Below are 16499 nucleotides of genomic sequence, written 5' to 3' on the forward strand. Positions count from 1 at the left end.
GGCCATGCATACGACCGTGCTTTCGCCGCCCGCCGCCTGACGGCGCGGGCGGACGCTCCTGACGAAGACCGGGCTCGGGCAGTCCCCGAGCGGTTCGTCGCTGCCCGCGCGTGGAGCCGACGACCACCGTCCCGATTCTTCATGCGGAGAAAACACGTGTCGAACACCGCTTCCGGCCTGCCCGTCGGGCGGAGCCTCATCTGTCTGATCGTCGCCGGTGTCGCCTGGGGCACCGCGGGCGCCGCCGCCTCGCTGGTCTTCGGGATCAGCGACATGGGGCCGCTCGCCCTGTCGTTCTGGCGTTGCGCGGGCGGCCTCGTACTGCTGCTGGCCGTGCTGGCGGTGCGGCCCCGGCGCCCGGCAGCTCCCGCCGAACCGCGTGCCCGCCGACTGCTGCGCGTCCTGGGGAACGGCCTCGGCCTCATCGTCTTCCAGAGCGCCTACTTCGCGGCCGTCGGGGCGACGGGCCTCGCGGTGGGAACCGTCGTGACGCTCGGGGCGGGCCCCGTGCTCATCGCGGTCGGCGCGCGGCTGACCATGGGGGAGCGGCTGGGGCGCGGGGGACTCGCCGCGGTGGCGGGCGGCCTGGCCGGGCTCGCCGTCCTGGTGCTCGGCGGCGACGACGCGACCGTGCGGCCCGCCGGTGTCGCGCTGGCCCTGCTCTCCGCGGCCGGCTACGCCACGATGACCCTGCTGACCCGGTGGCTCGGCCGTGACGGCGCCGCCGCCGACCCGCTCACCACCAGTGCCTGGGCCTTCGCCATCGGCACCCTCGGACTGCTTCCGATGGCCGCGGCCGAGGGTCTCGTACCGCACACCGAGCAGGCGGCACAGGTGGTGACGCTGCTGGTGTACGTGGCGGCGGTGCCGACCGCGCTCGCCTACGCGCTCTACTTCGCGGGTGCCGCGGCGGTGCGCGCCGCGACCGTGTCCGTGATCATGCTGCTCGAACCGGTTGCCGCGGCGGTCATCGCCGTCGTCCTGTTCCATGAGCGGCTCACCGTGTCCACGGTCGTCGGGACGCTGCTCCTCCTCGCGGCCGTGGCTGGTCCGGCTCTCGGCGAGGTGCGCGGGGCCGCCCACGCCCGCCGTGCTTCCGTTCCGGTCTGACCGCGCGTTCGTCCGCCACGGTCCGGGGGCGTCCCTGCTAGTGCCGCGACCGGAAAGGTTCACCGGCTTGCGACGTCCGGCACGGCGCCTCGCCGCGTTGTCGCCTCACCCGAGTGCGTCCCGTACGAGGGCGATCCTCCGCCTCGCGACGCACCGTACCGGACGCCGCGAGCTTCCCGGCAAACCTTTCCGGCCACAGCACTGGTCCGTTCCGGTCCGAACGCCGGACGGCCGGCTCCGCCGCCATTCTCCCGGTGGCGGGCCCGGCCGCCTGGGGGCCGGTTCAGAGCGCGGTGAGGTAGTCCGGCACCCCGATGGCGGGATCGAGGTCGTCGGAGGGGACCGGCGTGCTGTATCCGCGGGCCAGCGGCAGGACGCCCGCCCAGTGGGGGAGCGCGAGATCCTCCGGTTCGTCGTTGGGGCCGCCGGTGCGGATCTTGGCGGACACCTCCCGGAGATCGAGCCGGATCACCGCCGTCGCGGCCAGTTCCTTCGCGTCGGCCGGCCGCGCGTCGGCGGACCGGCCCGGCACCACATGGTCGACGATGGCGTCCAGGGCGATACGCCGCTCCTCCGGATCGGTCACCGTGCGGGCGATGCCATGGACCACGACGGAGCGGTAGTTGATCGAGTGGTGGAAGGCCGAGCGGGCCAGCACCAGACCGTCGACGTGCGTCACCGTCAGGCACACGGGAAGGCCCGGATCGGCCCCGCCCGCCTCCCGCAGCGGCCGGGAACCGGTCGAGCCGTGTACGTAGAGCCGTTCACCCAGTCGGCCGAAGAGCGTCGGCAGGACGACCGGGGCGCCGTCGCGGACGAAACCGAGATGGCAGAGGTACGCCTCGTCGAGTATCGAGTGGACCGTGTCCCGGTCGTACGCCGCGCGTTCACGGGCCCGGGTCGGCACGGTGCGCCCGGTCGGCCGGTATTCGTCCCCGGCCGAGGAGGCCGGTTCCGGGGACTGTGGCGCTGCGGTGTCCGGCATTGCGGTCTCCATTGCACTAGTGCATAGTATTGTTTGTGCTAGGAGAGTATCGGATCGACGGGCGGCGCGCATCGGAAATCGCCGCGAGCGTGGAGCGGGGGGTCGGCTCGGGCGACCTCGCGCCCGGTCAGTCGCTCCCGCCCATGCGGGAGTTGGCGGAAGTGCTGGGGGTGAACCCCAACACGGTGGCGGCGGCCTACCGCATCTTGCGCGAGCGCGGGGTGATCGAGACGGCGGGACGCCGGGGCAGCAGGGTGCGGCCGCGCCCCGCGAGCACGGCGCGGGGGTCGCTCCGGGTGGAGGTGCCGCCCGGGGCGCGGGATCTCGGGTCGGGCAATCCCGATCCGGCGCTGCTCCCCGCGCTGGACGAGGCGTTCGCGGCGGCGACCCGCGCATACGCGCGGGAGCCCGGGATGTACGGGCAGCCGCCGCTGGTGCCGGAGTTCGCGGACCTCGCCCGCGCCGCGCTGGACGCCGACGGCGTGCCGGCCGGGCCCGTGCTCGCGACCTCGGGATCGCTGGACGCGATCGAGCGCGTCCTGACGGCGCATCTCAGGCCGGGGGACGCGGTGGCCGTGGAGGACCCGGGGTGGGGCAGCATGCTGGATCTCGTACCGGCGCTGGGACTCCGCCCGGTGCCCGTGGCGCTCGACGACGACGGACCGCTGCCGAGCGCCGTCGAGCGCGCGCTGGGCGCCGGCGCACGGGCGCTCGTGGTCACCGACCGCGCGCAGAACCCGACCGGTGCCGCCGTCGGCGCGCGACGCGCGGCCGAACTGCGGGACGTCCTCGCGCGCCACCGCGATGTGCTGCTCGTCGAGGACGACCACGGTCACGGCATCGTCGACCTGCCGCTGCATCCGCTCGCGGGCGCCACGGACCGGTGGGCGTTCGTCCGGTCCGTCGCCAAGGCGTACGGGCCGGACCTGCGGGTCGCGCTGCTCGCCGGGGACCCGGTCACCACCGACCGGGTGTCGGGTCGACAGGGGCTCGGGCCCGGCTGGGTCAGTGGGCTCCTGCAACGGGCCGTGGCACACCTGTGGCGCACGGGTGCCGTCGACCCCGGAGGCGTCGCGCGTTCGTACGGGAAGCGGCGGGACGCACTGCTGCGGGCGCTGGCCGAGCGGGGAGTTGGGGCGCACGGGCGCAGCGGCATGAACGTGTGGGTGCCGGTGGAGGACGAGACCGGGGCCGTGGCGCGGCTGCTGCACGCGGGCTGGGTGGTGGCGCCCGGCGCGCGGTTCCGGATGGCCGCGCCGCAGGGGATCCGCCTGACCGTCTCACCGCTCACCGACGCCGACGTGGCTCCCCTGGCCGACGCGGTGGCGGCCGCGACGGGGCCGGTGGCTCCCCTGAACTACGGCTGACGACCCGGCGGTCGGTGGTCGGTGGCCGGTCACGGGCGGCCGGCCGCCGCGGTGGGGCCACGGCGACGGACCACGGGCGTGGGCTACGGCCGGCGGCGTGTGGCGGACCGGGGTCCGGCGCCGCGTGGCCCGCTCTGGGTGAGGACGGCACCCGCGAGGACCACCAGGGCGCCCACCAGCGTGTTCCAGCTCAGCCGTTCGCCGAGTACGACGACTCCGGCCGCGGTGGCGACGACCGGGATGAAGTAGGTCACCATCTGCGCGGTCGTCGGTCCGACCTCCTCCACCAGGCCGAACTGCACCAGCATCGCGAAGCCCGTGCCCAGCGCTCCCAGGGCGGCCACCGCGAGGGTCGGAAGCAGCGGAAAGCCCTCGGGGGCGGACGTGAACAGCGGGGTCACCAGCGCGAGTTGCGCCGTCCCGAGGAGAAGCTGGCCGCCGGTCAGGGCGAGCGCGGAGGCACCGGTTCCCGACAGCGTCCTGCGGACGTATATCCAGCCGATCGGATAGCAGAGGGAGGCGAGCAGAGCCATGGCCGTACCGCCGAAGTCCAGCCCGGAGAAGCCCTGCCAGCCGCCCAGCACGGTCAGGACACCGAGGAAGCCGAGGCCGAGCCCGGCCACCCGGCGGCGGGTCGGCCGGTCCTCCGAGAGCGCCACCAGCGACAGCGCCATGCCCCACAGGGGGGATGTCGCGTTGCAGATGCCGGCCAGGGTCGACGGAATGCTCAACTCGGCATACGCGAAGAGCGAGAACGGCAGCGCGTTCAGGAAGAACGCGGCGACGGCCAGATGGCACCAGGTGCGGGCTCCGCTCGGCAGCCGCACCCGCCGTACCGCCATCGCCGCGGCCAGCACGGCCGTCCCGGCGAGGAGGCGGCCGAGCGTGACCTGGAACGGGGCGTATCCGTGCGTTCCCACCTTGATGAGGAGGAAGCTGAAGCCCCAGATGAGCGCGAGCGCCCCGAAGCGTATGCGCCAGTCCAGCCTCCGCCGTGACGGGGAGGTGTCCGGGCTCCGCGCGGCAGCCCCCGCAGCCGCGTCCGGGCGCGGATCCGGAGCCGCGGTGCGGCTCCCGGGGCTATGGGCGGTTCCGGTGGCCGGGATCGGTCGGGGGGTGGTGGGGGACACGGGGGCCGGAGAGGTCTCCGGCGTGACGGCGGCGCTCATGCGTCAACGATGACGAGCTCGACCACGTAGAACAAGTGAGACTTCCTGCGCGGATTCTCGTAGTGTTCCTTATATGTTGAACCTGGAGCGCCTACGCACCCTGGACGCCCTCGCCCGACACGGTTCGGTGAGCGGTGCCGCCGCGGGCCTGCACGTGACCACGTCGGCCGTCTCCCAGCAGATGGCGAAGCTGGAACGGGAGGTGGGACAGCGGCTCCTCGCCAGGAACGGCCGCGGGATCCGCCTCACGGACGCGGGCCGACTGCTCGCCGACCACGCGGCGCGGATCCTTTCCCAGGTCGAACTGGCGCAGGCCGACATCGAGGCGCAGCGCGGAGAGGTGGTGGGCGAGATCCTGCTCTCCGCCTTTCCCACGGCGGCGCGCGGACTGTTCCCCGCCGTGCTGGGGGCGTTGTGCGCCGACCATCCCGAACTGCGGGTGAGGACACGGGAGCTGGAACCCGAGGACGGCATCCGGGGCGTCCTGAGGGGCGACATCGACCTGGCGGTCGCGCTGGACTGGAGCAACAAGCGGCTGCCGGTCCCCGGCGGTCTGACCAGGATGGAACTCCTGGACGACACACCGGACATCGCGATGCCGGCCGGTCACCCCCTCGCGGACCGGCCCGAGGTGGACCTGGAGGAGTTCGCCGACGACGAGTGGGTGTCCTGGCCCGAGGGTGAGTTCTGCCACGAGTGGCTGGTGTTCACGCTGCGTTCGAAGGGCTTCGAGCCGCGCATCGCGCATCTGGTGGGCGAGCACCACACCCAGCTCGCCCTGATCGCCGCGGGAGTGGGGGTCTGCGTGGCCCCCCGCCTGGGACGCGGGCCGGTGCCCGACGGGGTGCGGCTCGTGCCCGTACGGCAGCGGATGCGGCGGCACGTCCACGCCGTGTGGCGCACCGGCGCGGAACGGCGTCCGTCGGTCCGGGCGACGGTGGACGCGCTGCGCACGGCCGCCCGGGAACTGGGCGAGGCGTCGGCGTAGGGCGTGTTTCCCGCACACCGGGCGCGGCCGAGCCGGAGCGTTCCGGGTAACCGGTCACGGCCCCGCCGGTCGTTCCGGACATCGGGCCGGGCCTCTCGGGGCACCAGGTCGCGGCCGGGTCGGGGGCTCCGGGAATCCGGCCGGAGCCCCTGCGCATCGGGCCGGGCCTTCCGGTGCGGGAGCGCTCAGGCCGTGCGCGGTCCCGCGAGCTTCCGGAAGTCCCAGGAGGTGACGGCCTGAGGGGTGAGCCGCAGCCAGGCGTGCCGGCCGTCGTGCGGCATCGTGTCCGTCCCGAAGTACTTCCGGGCGAACAGGCGCTCGGGTCCGTCGAGTTCGGGGCAGGGGGCACCGGTGCGGGGTGCCTCGCCGACGGGAACGGCCCTGCCGGAGAGCTCGACGCCGCGCAGCTCCCCGTACTCCACCCCGTCGTCCACGACCACCGCGATCCTCGGGTCGGTGCTCAACTGCGACCAGCGCAGGCTGCGGGTGATCGAGTACAGCCAGAGCGACGTACCGTCCCAGGCGAACCACAGGGCTCCGACGTGCGGGCGTCCGTCCGACGACACCGTGGCGACCCGGCAGGTGCGCTGCTCGGCGAGGTAGGTGTCGCGTTCCGTCCCGGTCATCATGATCCGGCGGCCCCGTCGCTGTGTGACGGTCATGGAGCGCCTCCCGTTCTCCGACTACCTGACTAGGTGTCAGAAATCATGGGGTCTCTTCCTTCGGCGCGCAATGGCGGCTAGCCTCCGCGCCCGGACCGTCGGCGAAGGGGCCGGTTCGCACGCCGACGGCACCCGGTCCGTACCGATGTCCCGTCACCGACAGAGCCGATCCTTCACCGAAAGACATCTCACGTGCCTAACAAGTCAAGCCGCGACGGCCAGATCCGCTGAGGAGGAGGTGAAGGCGTGATCCTCGTCGAAGAGCTGCCTGGTCTGCAGGCAGTGGTAGAGCTGGCCGATCATGCGGTTGAGCAGATGCCGCTGGGCCTGGGCGTGCCAGTCGCCGCGCTCGCGCCTTCGCCGGTAGTGGGCATCGGCGCCGGGCGAGGCTCTGAGGGCGGAGAACGCCCAGAGGAAGCCCGTCGTGATGAGCCGGTTGTTCTTGATGAACCGGCGTCCGACGTGGCGTTTCTTGCCGGAGGCGCGGGTGATCGGCGCGGAGCCGGCGTAGGACTTGAGCGCGCGGGCGTCGGCGAATCGGGTGCGGTCGTCTCCGATCTCGGCGAGTATCCGGGCGCCGAGCTGGACCCCGAGTCCGGGGAAGCTCAGGATGATCTCAGCGTCCGGGTGCTTGCGGAAGTGGGTCTCCACCGCCTCGGCGAGCTCATCGGCCGCGACGCAGGCCGCATCCAACTGGCGTATAAGCGCTCCGAGTTGGTATCCCATCGCGTCCTCGACGGCGGCGGGCTGGCGGGCGTGGTCGCCGCGCAGGACCTCACGCAGGCGCTCGGCCTCGGCATCGACACCTCGCTGTCGGCCGGCCCGCTTGAGTGCGGCCCGCAGCTGGGGCAGGGACAGCCGGGCAGCCTTGGACGGGGTCGGGGCGGCTGCCAGGACGGCGCGGGCCTCCGCGCGGGCCAGGCCGTGGTGCTTGCCGAGGAAGGCGTCCAGGGCGGCCGGGTAGTACTCGCGCAGCAACGAGCGGACCTGGTTCACCAACTGCTGACGGTTCCAGACCGCGTCCTGCTGGGCCCGGGCGAGGACCGCGATCGCGCGGGCCTGGTTCGTGTCGGCGGGCAGCGGCCGGTGGGCGTGCATGTCGGTACGCAGGATGTTCGCCAGCACCAGGGCGTCGCCCGGGTCGGATTTCTTGCGCGAGACGCCGTGCCGGTCGCGGTAGCGGGCGGCGGCCAGCGGGTTGATCGCGTAGAGGGGCCGTTCGCCGGTGCGCAGGGCTGCCACGAGCAGGCCCCGGCCGGTCTCGATGGCCACGGGTGTCGGGGTTTCGGGCGTGTCGCCGTACTCGGCGAGCAGGTCCAGCAGGATCCGGTAGCCGGGCACGTCGTCGCTGATGCGACGTTTGGCCAGCAGAGCGCCTGTCTCGTCGACCAGGGCCACGTCGTGGTGGCTCTCGGCCCAGCCGATCCCGCAGAACACGGTCACGCTGTTCTCCGTTCTGTTGCTGTTTGCGCAGGTGGTGAGCCTGTGCGGGCCACGCGGCGACCTAATTCCAGGACTCGATCGGTCCGCCGTCTCACAAGCCGTTCGCGGCACCAGCGGACCGCGGGGGTCTCCCTCTCGCTCAGAGCTCGAAGGCTCGGGACTGAAGCAGAGATCGCCCCGCGGCGGGCTCGCACCACGACGATCAACGTCCGGCCGGCTGGTCAGGGTTTCGCGGTGGCCCGAGAACGCCGGGCGCCACCGGTCTTTCGTGAGGCCTCACCGGGCCGGGACCACAGAGGAGTCAGCCCGGCGCCCACGCGACCACCGCGAAACCCACCCCGGATGGACCAGCCGCCCTCGCCCCAGGCCTGGAAACCCTGACGAGAACCGGCCCCACCCGGCAGCAAGTCCACCGGCCCACCCGGGCCCAGTGGAATCACTACTCACGAATTAGGACCTGCCGTGCCGTCGAGGGAACAACCCGTAGCACAGCCCCCCGGGCAGCTCGCCGGACTGCTCGATCCGGTCACCTGCGCGCTCATGACGGTCGAATGCCAGCAGGGCGTCGTGGGCCCCGGGAGCGCACTGCCCGAACTGGCCGAGGAGGCCAGATCGTCCGGAATGCTCGACCGCGTCGCCCGGCTGGTCGAGGCCGCTCACGAGGCCGGGGTCCAGGTGATGCACGCGGTGGCCGAGCGCCGCCCCGACGGGCGGGGCGCCAATACCAACGCCCGTCTGTTCCGGGCCGCCCGCCGCTTGCCCGTGCAGCAGTACCCGGGCACCGCGGCGGTCCGGATCGCCGGGCCCGTCGAGGTCAGGGACGAGGACCTCGTCGTGCGGCGTCTGCACGGTCTCTCGCCGATCGCCGGAACGGACGCGGACGCCCTGCTCCGCAACCTCGGCTGCCGGACACTCGTCGTCACCGGTGTCTCGGCCAATGTGGCCGTCCCCAACGCCGTGTTCGACGCGGTGAACCTCGGATACACGGTGGTGGTGCCCTCCGACGCCATCGCGGGGGTGCCGGCCGACTACACCCCCGCGATGATCCGTCACACGCTCGCCCTCGTCGCCACCGTCACGACCACCGACGCCGTGCTCGACTCCTGGCGGAGCCGTGGGCGCGCCGGTGCCGGCAAGGGGGCCGGTGCCGGCGTTCCTCCCGGTGTCAGGAAGCGAGCGTGATCGCGCCGTTCTCGACCTTGATCGGTCGGGCGGGCAGCGCCTGCGAGGCCGGACCCGACATCACGTCACCCGTCGCGACATCGAACGTGCTGCCGTGGCAGGGGCAGTTGATGGCGCCGTCCGACACGCTCGACACGGTGCATCCCTGGTGGGTGCACTTCGAGGAGAACGCCTTGAATTCACCGGCCTTGGGCTGTGTCACCACCACGTCCCGGTCGGCGAAGATCTTGCCGCCGCCCTGTGGGATGTCGGCCGTCTTCGCCAGGACGTCCTTGCCGCCGTCCTTCGCGGCGGTGCTCCCCGCGGCCGAGGTCGGACCGGACGCCGGTTCCACCTCCGCCCGTGCCTCCTCCTTGCTGCCGCACGCGGCGAGTACGGCGGCCACCGAAGCGGCTCCGACCGCTGTGACGACGGTCCTACGGCCGGGGCCGACCTCGTGTTCCTGCGACGTGCTCACGCCGGTTCTCCTTCCGCGACAGTCGCGGCCGCCGGTGCTCGCGACTTCTTCCTGATGACTGGTGTGGGATGCCCGGGCGTGCGGCGGGAGGGCCGCTTCTTCCAGGGCCCGGGACCTCGTCGTCATCGGCACATACGGGCGCCGGCATGAGCGGGCGTCACCGGTCGGCGGCGCGGAAGGGCGGTGAATCGGCGTGCTGCCCAACGGAATTACTCCGGATGGCCGAGGGGCCGTTGGGCCCGATGGGTGTTGCGCAGCGGCCGGTCGGCCGGTGGCCGGGCGGGCGGCTCGACGCCGGGGCGGCCGGTGGCGTGTGCGAGGCTGGGGAGCATGACACTGAGCGGCTTCACCGCCATCGAGCGGGCCATTCGTGACGGCTGGGGCGCGGACACGTCGACGCCCGATCACCGCCCGCACTGGACCCCCGACAACCCCGCCCGTGACCAGTGCGGGGTCACCGCCCTGGTCGTGCACGACCTGCTGGGCGGTGACCTGATACGCGGAGAGGTCCACGTCGACGGCGAGCGGGTGGACTACCACTGGTGGAACCGGCTCGGCATGGGGATCGAAGTCGACCTCACGCGCGAGCAGTTCGGCCCCGAGGAACAGGTCGTCGGCGGAGAGGTGATCGAACGACCCGCGGAGATCGTGCGACTCCGCGAGGAGTACGAACTCCTCCGCGGCCGGGTCCTGGCCGCGCTGCGACCGTAGGCGCCCTGCCGTACACCGTCCCTCCAAGGCGTCCCGTGCGCGGTGCGGGATCAGTCGGATCCCGCACCGGCCGTACGGAAGACGTTCTCCCCCTCGCGCAGGCGGGCGAAGAGGAGCGTCTGGTCCAGCTGTTCCTCGTCCTCGTCCTCCTCGTTGCTGAACACCTCGTCCACCAGCAGTTCGCGCAGCCGCTCCTGGACTCCGTCGCCGAGCCCCTGCTGGAAGTCGTCCAGGTCGAAGTGGGTCTCCGCCTCCACATCGGCGATCGTGGCGTGCTCGTCCTCGATGACCAGACGGGCGCGGATGGTCCCGGCCTGGAGCGTGTTGTCGTTGTAGTAGCCGTAGACGATCTCGGCCTCGATGTCGCCGCCGACGTACATCTCGCCGTCGGTGTGCACCGCGCGGGTCGTCATGTCCCCGCCCACGGCCACCACGGAGTCCGGGCCGCAGTCCTGCATACAGCCCTCGACGGTCAGCGAGCCCGTGACCACGAAGGGGGCCGCCACGTCCAGATGCCCCTTCACGATCAGATCGCCGTGGTGGAAGAACGGCTCGTCCAGCTGCTGGTCCCCGACCAGGGCGCGGTTCGTCCGGGCGTCGTCCCCCAGGGCCTCGGCGCACAGCTTCGGTATGAACGGGACGTGATCGGGATCGCAGTCGTGGCGCAGCTCGGCGACGAACGCCTGGTAGCTCTCGTACTCCGGCCGGACCCGCTCCGCCAGCCAGTCGCTGTCGTCCGGAATCCCGGCGGCCCGGCAGGCCTCGGACAACGCGGCCCGCGTCTCCTCCGCGATCCGTCGGACGGCGGCCATGTCGATGGGCAGCGGCCCGCCCTCCGTCACGGGGTGGTCGATACGGGCGGGCGCGCCCGCGTTCTCCAGCATGATCATGATCTCCTCTCGTGCGTTCCGCCGCGCCGTGCCGGCCTCCAGCAGCGCTCGGCGACCTGCGGAGACGGCAACGGGCGTCGCCGTTCCGGGGAAGTGCGACCGCCGGGTGCACAGGGGTGGCCCTCCGCGTCACAGGCCGAGGGATCGGCGCCGTCGGCGATCAACGCATGGACCTCGGCGGCCCGTTGGGCTTCGTCCCCGTCGGTTGTGAGGGCGACGGGAACGAAGAGGGAACTGCTCTTCACGTCGCTCATGGGCCGGACTCTACGAGCCCCCACTGACAGCGGGTCCCGGGAGCGGACCCCGGAAGGGGCGGAATCAGGACATCCGCTTCCCGTGGGGCGGGGCACCTGCCGCGCACACCGCGCACGGGTCGGCCGGATCCCCGAACGGCCGCCGCGTGAAGTGGCCGAAGAGCATGCATCGTGGGCCGATATATGATGACTGGTGTGACGACAAGACAATCGACTCTGACCGAGCCGCAGTACTTCATCCTCGTCGCGCTCATGGACGGGCCGCTGCACGGATACGGCATCATCAAGGCCGCCGAGCGGGCCACCGGCGGACGGCTCAGGATCGCCGTCGGAACTCTCTACGGCGCGCTGGAGCGGATGGAGCGGTCCGAGCTGATCGCGACCGACCGGGAGGAGGTCGTGGACGGCCGGGCGCGGCGCTACTACCGGCTCACCCACGACGGCGCCGAGGCGCTGGGCCGGGAGGCGCAGCGGATGCAGCAGGCGGCCGCCGCCGTCATCGGACGTTCGGCGAGGCTCGGGACGGCCGGGGCGTGAACCGCCTGCTGCTCGCCGCCCACCCCCGGGCCGTGCGTGCCCGGCAGGGGCAGGAGGTGCCGGCCTGCCTGGCCGAGGCGTAGCCGGCCGTTCGTGGCCCCCGCCGCGGCAGGCCGTCGCGCTGGTGCGCGCGGGTGCCCAGGCCCGGGTGCGCGCCGTCGCCGACGACACGGCGCGGCCCTGGTGGCTGGACGGGGTCCACCTCGCCATCCTCGTCCTCGTCGCCCTCCGACTGGTCCCGTACCTCTAGGACGTGTGCGACTGGGCGCTGCGCATCGACACCGGCGAACACGCGCTGGGCTTCGGCTCCACCGGCTGGTACCCGTGATCGCGGGGCCCCGGCGCACAGCCGCGGACCCTGCCCTACGGGCCGCTCCCGCTGGTGTGTCCGATCTCCCTGCTGCGCGGCGGTGCGAACAGCCGGGTCACCGGAGGGGCGGGCGCTCCTTCGCAGGGCAGGAGCGGGGGACCGGAGCCGCTCGCGGAGCCCGGCAAGGGGGTGACCGCCCGGGCGGCCGTCCGTCCGTCGGTGTGATCCGGGCCCGGTGCCGCACGGCCGGCAGCGCTCCCGCGTAAGACCCGGGGAGGTCGTCCGCGCGTCCCGTTGACCTGGTTGCCGGAAACATCGGCCGGGCCACCCGGCCGACCGAAGCCCGATCTGCATCATGAGAACCATGGACGAGACACGCACACTCACCGAGGACGAGATGAACGATCTCCTCAGCGACGACGACCGGGACACCGGCGAGGAGGACGACGCGTACGAATGGGTCCGGTGAACACGCCGGACGTCCGGGCAGGGCCGGAACGGGCCGTGGGACCGGGACCCGCACGGGCGGTGCGACGGGTTCCGTTCATGGACACGCCTCCTCGTCAGGTGCCGGGCCTGAGACCCCAGACGTACACCTGATCACCGATCCCCAGCCGGTCCCACAGCGTCTTCGCGTGCTCCAGCCGCAGATTGACGCATCCGGCCGAACCACTCCCGTCGAACAGGTCTCGTACCGGCCGCGGATCGCCTGGCCGCCGTCGAAGTACTGGGCGTACGGCATGGGCGCGCTGTCGTGCAGCTCCGAATGGTCGTCGCGGACGCGGCGGAAGATCTTGTGCGGTCCGGGATGCCCGGGACTCACGTATCGCGTACGTAGTCGCAGCCTCGAACCGTCGGCCACGTGCCGCCACCGCTCACCGACCGAGCGGGCGAAGACGGGCCCGGACCGAAGACGCTGCCCGGGAGAGGACGCGAAGGGTGCTGCGCCGGGCCGCTCCACCCCATCAATTCGACTTAGTATTCCTATACTTCCGGATGCGGTTTCTTTTCAGACCATTCATAATCCGCGTGCGTACGCCGGACGCAGGGGATCAAAAGCTACAGGGCGTGTTGTTCCCGCAGGCCGGAACGGCCCACCTACGTTTCGCCGCATGATTCTGAGACACATCCCAGTCCCGACCGGAGGACAGGGGCGGAACAGACTGGGGCGGTGGGCCGCGAGTGGCATCGGCGTACTCGGCCTGCTGGCCGCCGGGTTGGGGTTGCCGGCCCAGATGGCCGCCGCGCAGCCCGTGGGCGTACCGCTGGTGGACGAGACGTTCACCGGCGCCACGGCGGACCCCGAGTTCGAGGCGTTCGGGTCGGCCTGCCTGACCGGTGCGCCCCAGGCGCCCGCGCCCGGCCCCGGTACCCACCCGCTCACCGGCTGCCCGGCGGCCGGCAACAGCGGCCCCGTACCGCCCGACAACGCCGCGCCGCACGGGTATCTCCGGCTGACGGACGCGTCCAACGACCAGTCCGCCGCAGTGCTCTACAACCACGCACTCCCGGCGAACCAGGGTCTGGTCACCACCTTCGACCAGTGGCAGTACGGCGGCACGACCAACCCTCCGGCCGACGGCATCTCGTTCTTCCTGATCGACGGTGCCGCGTCGCTCACCGCGCCCGGCGCCTTCGGCGGCAGCCTCGGCTATGCGCAGAAGCTGCCCGACGACGACCCGAACGAGACGTTCCTGCCGGGCGTCAACCACGGCTACCTCGGCGTCGGTCTGGACGTGCTCGGCAACTACTTCGGTGACTGGGAGCACCGCGGCAACGGCTGTGCCACGCGCTCGCCCGCCGGTACGTCGTTCCGGGTCCCGGCGCCCGGCGCGAACATGGTGACCCTGCGCGGTCCGGGCAACGGCACCGAGGGCTACTGCTTCCTCACCGCGACGACCAGCAACTTCTCGACGACCGGCCCCTGGCCCTCCACGCTGCCCGGGCAGCTGCAGGGGCCGACCACCTCGATCCCGGCGGGCTCCACGCCGGAGGAGGCCGAGGCGCTCCTGGAGCCGTCGCGCCGCACGGTGACCGTCGAGATTTCCCCGTCGCCCAACCCGGTGATCACGGTCTCGATCGACTTCCACGACGGCAACGGCACCCAGCAGGTGCTGCAGACCCCCGCGCCCCAACCGGTGCCCTCGACCTACAAGTTCGGGTTCGGCGCGTCGACGGGGCTGTTCACGGACGTCCACCTCATCAGGAACGTCACCGTCCACCCCGCGGCCCCGCTGCCCCAGCTCAACCTGGTCAAGCAGATCCGGCAGAACCCGCCGCTGCCCACCCCGGTGACGCCGGGCACCGAGGTGCCCTACGAGTACGTGGTGACCAACAGCGGCAACGTCCCGCTGACGGGCGTGAACGTGACGGACGACCGGGTCACCGGCATCACCTGTCCGCAGATCACCCTCGCCGTGGGCGAGACGATGACCTGTACCGGCAGATACACGGTCACCGAGGCGGACGCGGCGGCCGGTTCGGTCACCAACACCGCGAGGGCGCACGGGCAGGCCGACGGCACGCAGATCACGTCACCGCCCGACGACGTCACCGTCCCGGTGCAGTCCGGGCCCGGTGTCCGGCTGGAGAAGTCGGCCGACGACACCAGGGTGTACGAGGTCGGCGACGAGGTGACCTACACCTACACGGTCACCAACACCGGCCCCCAGGAGCTGACGGGACTCGCGATCACGGACGACCGGGTGACCGGTGTGACCTGCGCCACGATGACGCTCGCCCCGGCCGGACAGCCCGGTGACAGCACCACCTGCACCGGCAGATACACCATCACCGACGCGGACGCGGCGGCCGGTTCGGTCACCAACACCGCGAGGGCGCGAGGACAGTCCGGCGGCACCACGGTCACGTCGCCGCCCGACGACATGTCGCTGGTCGTCGCCTCCGAGCTGGGGCTGCGCCTGGAGAAGACGGCCGATGTCACGACCGCTCGCGTCGGCGACACGGTGACGTACACCTACACCGTCACCAACACCGGCAACGCGCGCCTGACGAACATCGCGATCAGCGACGACCTCGTGCCGAACGTGACCTGCCGGGCCACGGAACTGGTCCCCGGGGCCACCACCACCTGCACCGGAAGGTACACCGTGACCGAGGCCGACGCCGCGCGGGGACAGGTGGTCAACGTGGCCGCCGCGCAAGGGCGGTCAGGCAACACCGAGGTCGTGTCGGAGCCCGGGGACGCCACCGTGACCGTCGTGGGCGAGCCGGGGCTGAGGCTGGACAAGACAGTGGACACGTCGCGCACCTACCGGGTGGGCGACACGGTGACGTACACCTACACGGTCACCAACACCGGACCGCAGGAGCTGACGGGCGTCGCGATCACGGACGACCGGGTGACCGGTGTGACCTGTGCCGCGACGACGCTCGCCCCGGCCGGACAGCCCGGTGACAGCACCACCTGCACCGGCGCCTACCAGGTGACCGAGGCCGATGCCAGGAACGGCCAGGTCACCAACGTGGCGTTCGCGACGGCGGAGAACGGCACCGTCAGGTCGAACCAGGACATGGCCCGCATCGTCGTCAAGAAGAAGCCGTGTCACGACGACATGCACTGCCCGAAGCCGCCGAAGCCGTGTCACGACAAGCACTGCCCGAAGCCCAAGCCCTGCCACGACAGGGGCGGCTGCAAGGTGAAGTGACGCGCATTCACTCCCCTTGACCGCAGGGGGCCCGGGGGCACCCGCCACCAGCCGGTGGCGGGTGCCCCTTCGCGTCCGTCCCGCCGGTGTCGGTGGTGGCCGCTACGGTCGTCGGCATGGAACAAGAACGTGCCGAACGCTTCTCCCCGCTGCCCGGACGGGACGGCCATGTCGGCGGCATCGAGTCGCTCACGCTCGACGGCCGGCGCCACTACTTCGGGTTCGACCACAGCGGCGACATCGTCCTCTCGCCGCTGATCGACGACCCGGACGCGATGGCGGCCTTCGCGAGCGCGCACATGCGACAGACCACCGGTACGCACGACGCGGCGTACTGGGCCGATCTGGTCGCCCACGCCGCCGAGTACTCGGCCCTGGCGGAGGACAGCGACCGCGAGTTCACCACCGAGGGGCTGCGCGGTGGGCTGCCGGCCGCCAGAAGCCATCTGCTCTACCTCCTGGGCGCGGCCACCGAATGGGACGACTGGTTCGACGAGTCACCGCAGGCGGAACGCGCCTGTGAGCGGCTCGGGTTGGACGAGGAGGATCCGGAGTTCATCGACCGGTGCCTGGACGCGGTCCGGGAACACGGCACCCGGGCCCGGCCCGACGAGTGGACGGTGGCCCGCTTCCACCTCGGCGCGGCGATACGGCATCTGCCGGGCAACTGGGAGACGTTGTTCGCTCCGCTCGCGGAGTGCCTCGCGCACCACGAGTGAGCCGTCCTCACGGAATGGGCCGCTCCGCGCCCCGGATCACGCGGCGG

General features: G+C 72.2%; 15 protein-coding genes and 1 pseudogene. 9 read left to right on the top strand and 7 right to left on the bottom strand.

Going from position 1 to position 16499, the window contains the following annotated elements:
• The first annotated feature begins 156 nt into the window (after positions 1-156).
• Positions 157-1110: a DMT family transporter gene (locus ACFYY6_RS22635; protein WP_389194807.1), complete on the top strand. Its 954-nt coding sequence runs from the start codon at positions 157-159 to the stop codon at positions 1108-1110.
• A 283-nt stretch (positions 1111-1393) separates the two neighbouring features.
• Here ACFYY6_RS22635 and ACFYY6_RS22640 read toward each other — a convergent pair whose 3' ends face one another.
• On the bottom strand, positions 1394-2095 hold the full coding sequence (locus tag ACFYY6_RS22640; RefSeq protein WP_386608168.1) for a pyridoxamine 5'-phosphate oxidase family protein: 702 nt from the start codon (positions 2093-2095) through the stop codon (positions 1394-1396).
• Between the two features lie 35 nt (positions 2096-2130).
• Here ACFYY6_RS22640 and ACFYY6_RS22645 point away from each other — a divergent pair, with 35 nt between their 5' ends.
• The gene (locus tag ACFYY6_RS22645) at positions 2131-3462 is read left to right on the top strand and encodes an aminotransferase class I/II-fold pyridoxal phosphate-dependent enzyme (RefSeq protein ID WP_389194810.1); all 1332 of its coding nucleotides are present in this window, start codon (positions 2131-2133) and stop codon (positions 3460-3462) included.
• Between the two features lie 83 nt (positions 3463-3545).
• On the opposite strand, the gene ACFYY6_RS22650 is transcribed toward ACFYY6_RS22645, so the two are convergent.
• Positions 3546-4631 (bottom strand): EamA family transporter, encoded by a 1086-nt coding sequence (locus ACFYY6_RS22650; protein WP_351518777.1) that lies wholly within the window; start codon positions 4629-4631, stop codon positions 3546-3548.
• Between the two features lie 73 nt (positions 4632-4704).
• Between ACFYY6_RS22650 and ACFYY6_RS22655 the strand changes: the two genes are divergently transcribed.
• Positions 4705-5619, top strand: coding sequence for a LysR substrate-binding domain-containing protein (locus ACFYY6_RS22655; protein ID WP_351625637.1), 915 nt, complete (start codon positions 4705-4707; stop codon positions 5617-5619).
• A 185-nt stretch (positions 5620-5804) separates the two neighbouring features.
• On the opposite strand, the gene ACFYY6_RS22660 is transcribed toward ACFYY6_RS22655, so the two are convergent.
• The gene (locus ACFYY6_RS22660) at positions 5805-6281 is read right to left on the bottom strand and encodes a pyridoxamine 5'-phosphate oxidase family protein (RefSeq protein ID WP_351518774.1); all 477 of its coding nucleotides are present in this window, start codon (positions 6279-6281) and stop codon (positions 5805-5807) included.
• 204 nt (positions 6282-6485) lie between these two features.
• Positions 6486-7724, bottom strand: coding sequence for an IS110 family transposase (locus ACFYY6_RS22665; RefSeq protein ID WP_389194813.1), 1239 nt, complete (start codon positions 7722-7724; stop codon positions 6486-6488).
• 540 nt (positions 7725-8264) lie between these two features.
• Between ACFYY6_RS22665 and ACFYY6_RS22670 the strand changes: the two genes are divergently transcribed.
• Positions 8265-8906 carry a cysteine hydrolase gene (locus ACFYY6_RS22670; RefSeq protein WP_351518808.1) on the top strand — a complete coding sequence of 214 codons (642 nt, stop codon included), beginning with the start codon at positions 8265-8267 and terminating at the stop codon, positions 8904-8906.
• Here ACFYY6_RS22670 and ACFYY6_RS22675 read toward each other — a convergent pair.
• Positions 8890-9363, bottom strand: a complete 474-nt coding sequence (locus ACFYY6_RS22675; RefSeq protein ID WP_351518771.1) for a Rieske (2Fe-2S) protein — start codon at positions 9361-9363, stop codon at positions 8890-8892. The genes ACFYY6_RS22670 and ACFYY6_RS22675 overlap by 17 nt on opposite strands.
• Before the next feature lie 330 nt (positions 9364-9693).
• Here ACFYY6_RS22675 and ACFYY6_RS22680 point away from each other — a divergent pair, with 330 nt between their 5' ends.
• Positions 9694-10074 (top strand): hypothetical protein, encoded by a 381-nt coding sequence (locus tag ACFYY6_RS22680; protein ID WP_351518769.1) that lies wholly within the window; start codon positions 9694-9696, stop codon positions 10072-10074.
• Between the two features lie 50 nt (positions 10075-10124).
• On the opposite strand, the gene ACFYY6_RS22685 is transcribed toward ACFYY6_RS22680, so the two are convergent.
• Entirely contained in the window at positions 10125-10958 is an 834-nt protein-coding gene (locus ACFYY6_RS22685; protein ID WP_351625647.1) for a hypothetical protein, read from the bottom strand.
• 455 nt (positions 10959-11413) lie between these two features.
• Here ACFYY6_RS22685 and ACFYY6_RS22690 point away from each other — a divergent pair, with 455 nt between their 5' ends.
• Together ACFYY6_RS22690 and ACFYY6_RS22695 are read left to right on the top strand one after the other, a co-directional pair.
• Positions 11414-11755, top strand: a complete 342-nt coding sequence (locus ACFYY6_RS22690; protein WP_351518766.1) for a PadR family transcriptional regulator — start codon at positions 11414-11416, stop codon at positions 11753-11755.
• Positions 11752-12171: pseudogene (locus ACFYY6_RS22695) on the top strand (hypothetical protein); the annotation flags it as partial. The gene ACFYY6_RS22690 and the pseudogene ACFYY6_RS22695, both read left to right, overlap by 4 nt.
• Positions 12172-12628: 457 nt before the next feature.
• Here the strand turns inward: ACFYY6_RS22695 and ACFYY6_RS22700 are convergent.
• The gene (locus ACFYY6_RS22700; RefSeq protein ID WP_351518764.1) at positions 12629-12937 is read right to left on the bottom strand and encodes a L,D-transpeptidase; all 309 of its coding nucleotides are present in this window, start codon (positions 12935-12937) and stop codon (positions 12629-12631) included.
• 240 nt (positions 12938-13177) lie between these two features.
• On the opposite strand from ACFYY6_RS22700, the gene ACFYY6_RS22705 reads away from it, so the two are divergent.
• Both ACFYY6_RS22705 and ACFYY6_RS22710 read left to right on the top strand, forming a co-directional pair.
• Positions 13178-15733, top strand: coding sequence for a hypothetical protein (locus ACFYY6_RS22705; protein ID WP_389194816.1), 2556 nt, complete (start codon positions 13178-13180; stop codon positions 15731-15733).
• A 116-nt stretch (positions 15734-15849) separates the two neighbouring features.
• Positions 15850-16452, top strand: coding sequence for a hypothetical protein (locus tag ACFYY6_RS22710; protein WP_388652795.1), 603 nt, complete (start codon positions 15850-15852; stop codon positions 16450-16452).
• Positions 16453-16499 lie beyond the last annotated feature (47 nt).

The organism is Streptomyces sp. NPDC001750 (assembly GCF_042892615.1).
In the GTDB taxonomy this organism is placed as follows: domain Bacteria; phylum Actinomycetota; class Actinomycetes; order Streptomycetales; family Streptomycetaceae; genus Streptomyces.

Coding starts and splice junctions, on each gene's coding strand:
- ACFYY6_RS22705 (WP_389194816.1), top strand. CDS start 13,178: ATGATTCTGAGACACATCCCAGTCCCGACCGGAGGACAGGGGCGGAAC.
- ACFYY6_RS22655 (WP_351625637.1), top strand. CDS start 4,705: ATGTTGAACCTGGAGCGCCTACGCACCCTGGACGCCCTCGCCCGACAC.
- ACFYY6_RS22680 (WP_351518769.1), top strand. CDS start 9,694: ATGACACTGAGCGGCTTCACCGCCATCGAGCGGGCCATTCGTGACGGC.
- ACFYY6_RS22650 (WP_351518777.1), bottom strand. CDS start 4,631: ATGAGCGCCGCCGTCACGCCGGAGACCTCTCCGGCCCCCGTGTCCCCC.
- ACFYY6_RS22710 (WP_388652795.1), top strand. CDS start 15,850: ATGGAACAAGAACGTGCCGAACGCTTCTCCCCGCTGCCCGGACGGGAC.
- ACFYY6_RS22660 (WP_351518774.1), bottom strand. CDS start 6,281: ATGACCGTCACACAGCGACGGGGCCGCCGGATCATGATGACCGGGACG.
- ACFYY6_RS22685 (WP_351625647.1), bottom strand. CDS start 10,958: ATGCTGGAGAACGCGGGCGCGCCCGCCCGTATCGACCACCCCGTGACG.
- ACFYY6_RS22640 (WP_386608168.1), bottom strand. CDS start 2,095: ATGCCGGACACCGCAGCGCCACAGTCCCCGGAACCGGCCTCCTCGGCC.
- ACFYY6_RS22670 (WP_351518808.1), top strand. CDS start 8,265: ATGACGGTCGAATGCCAGCAGGGCGTCGTGGGCCCCGGGAGCGCACTG.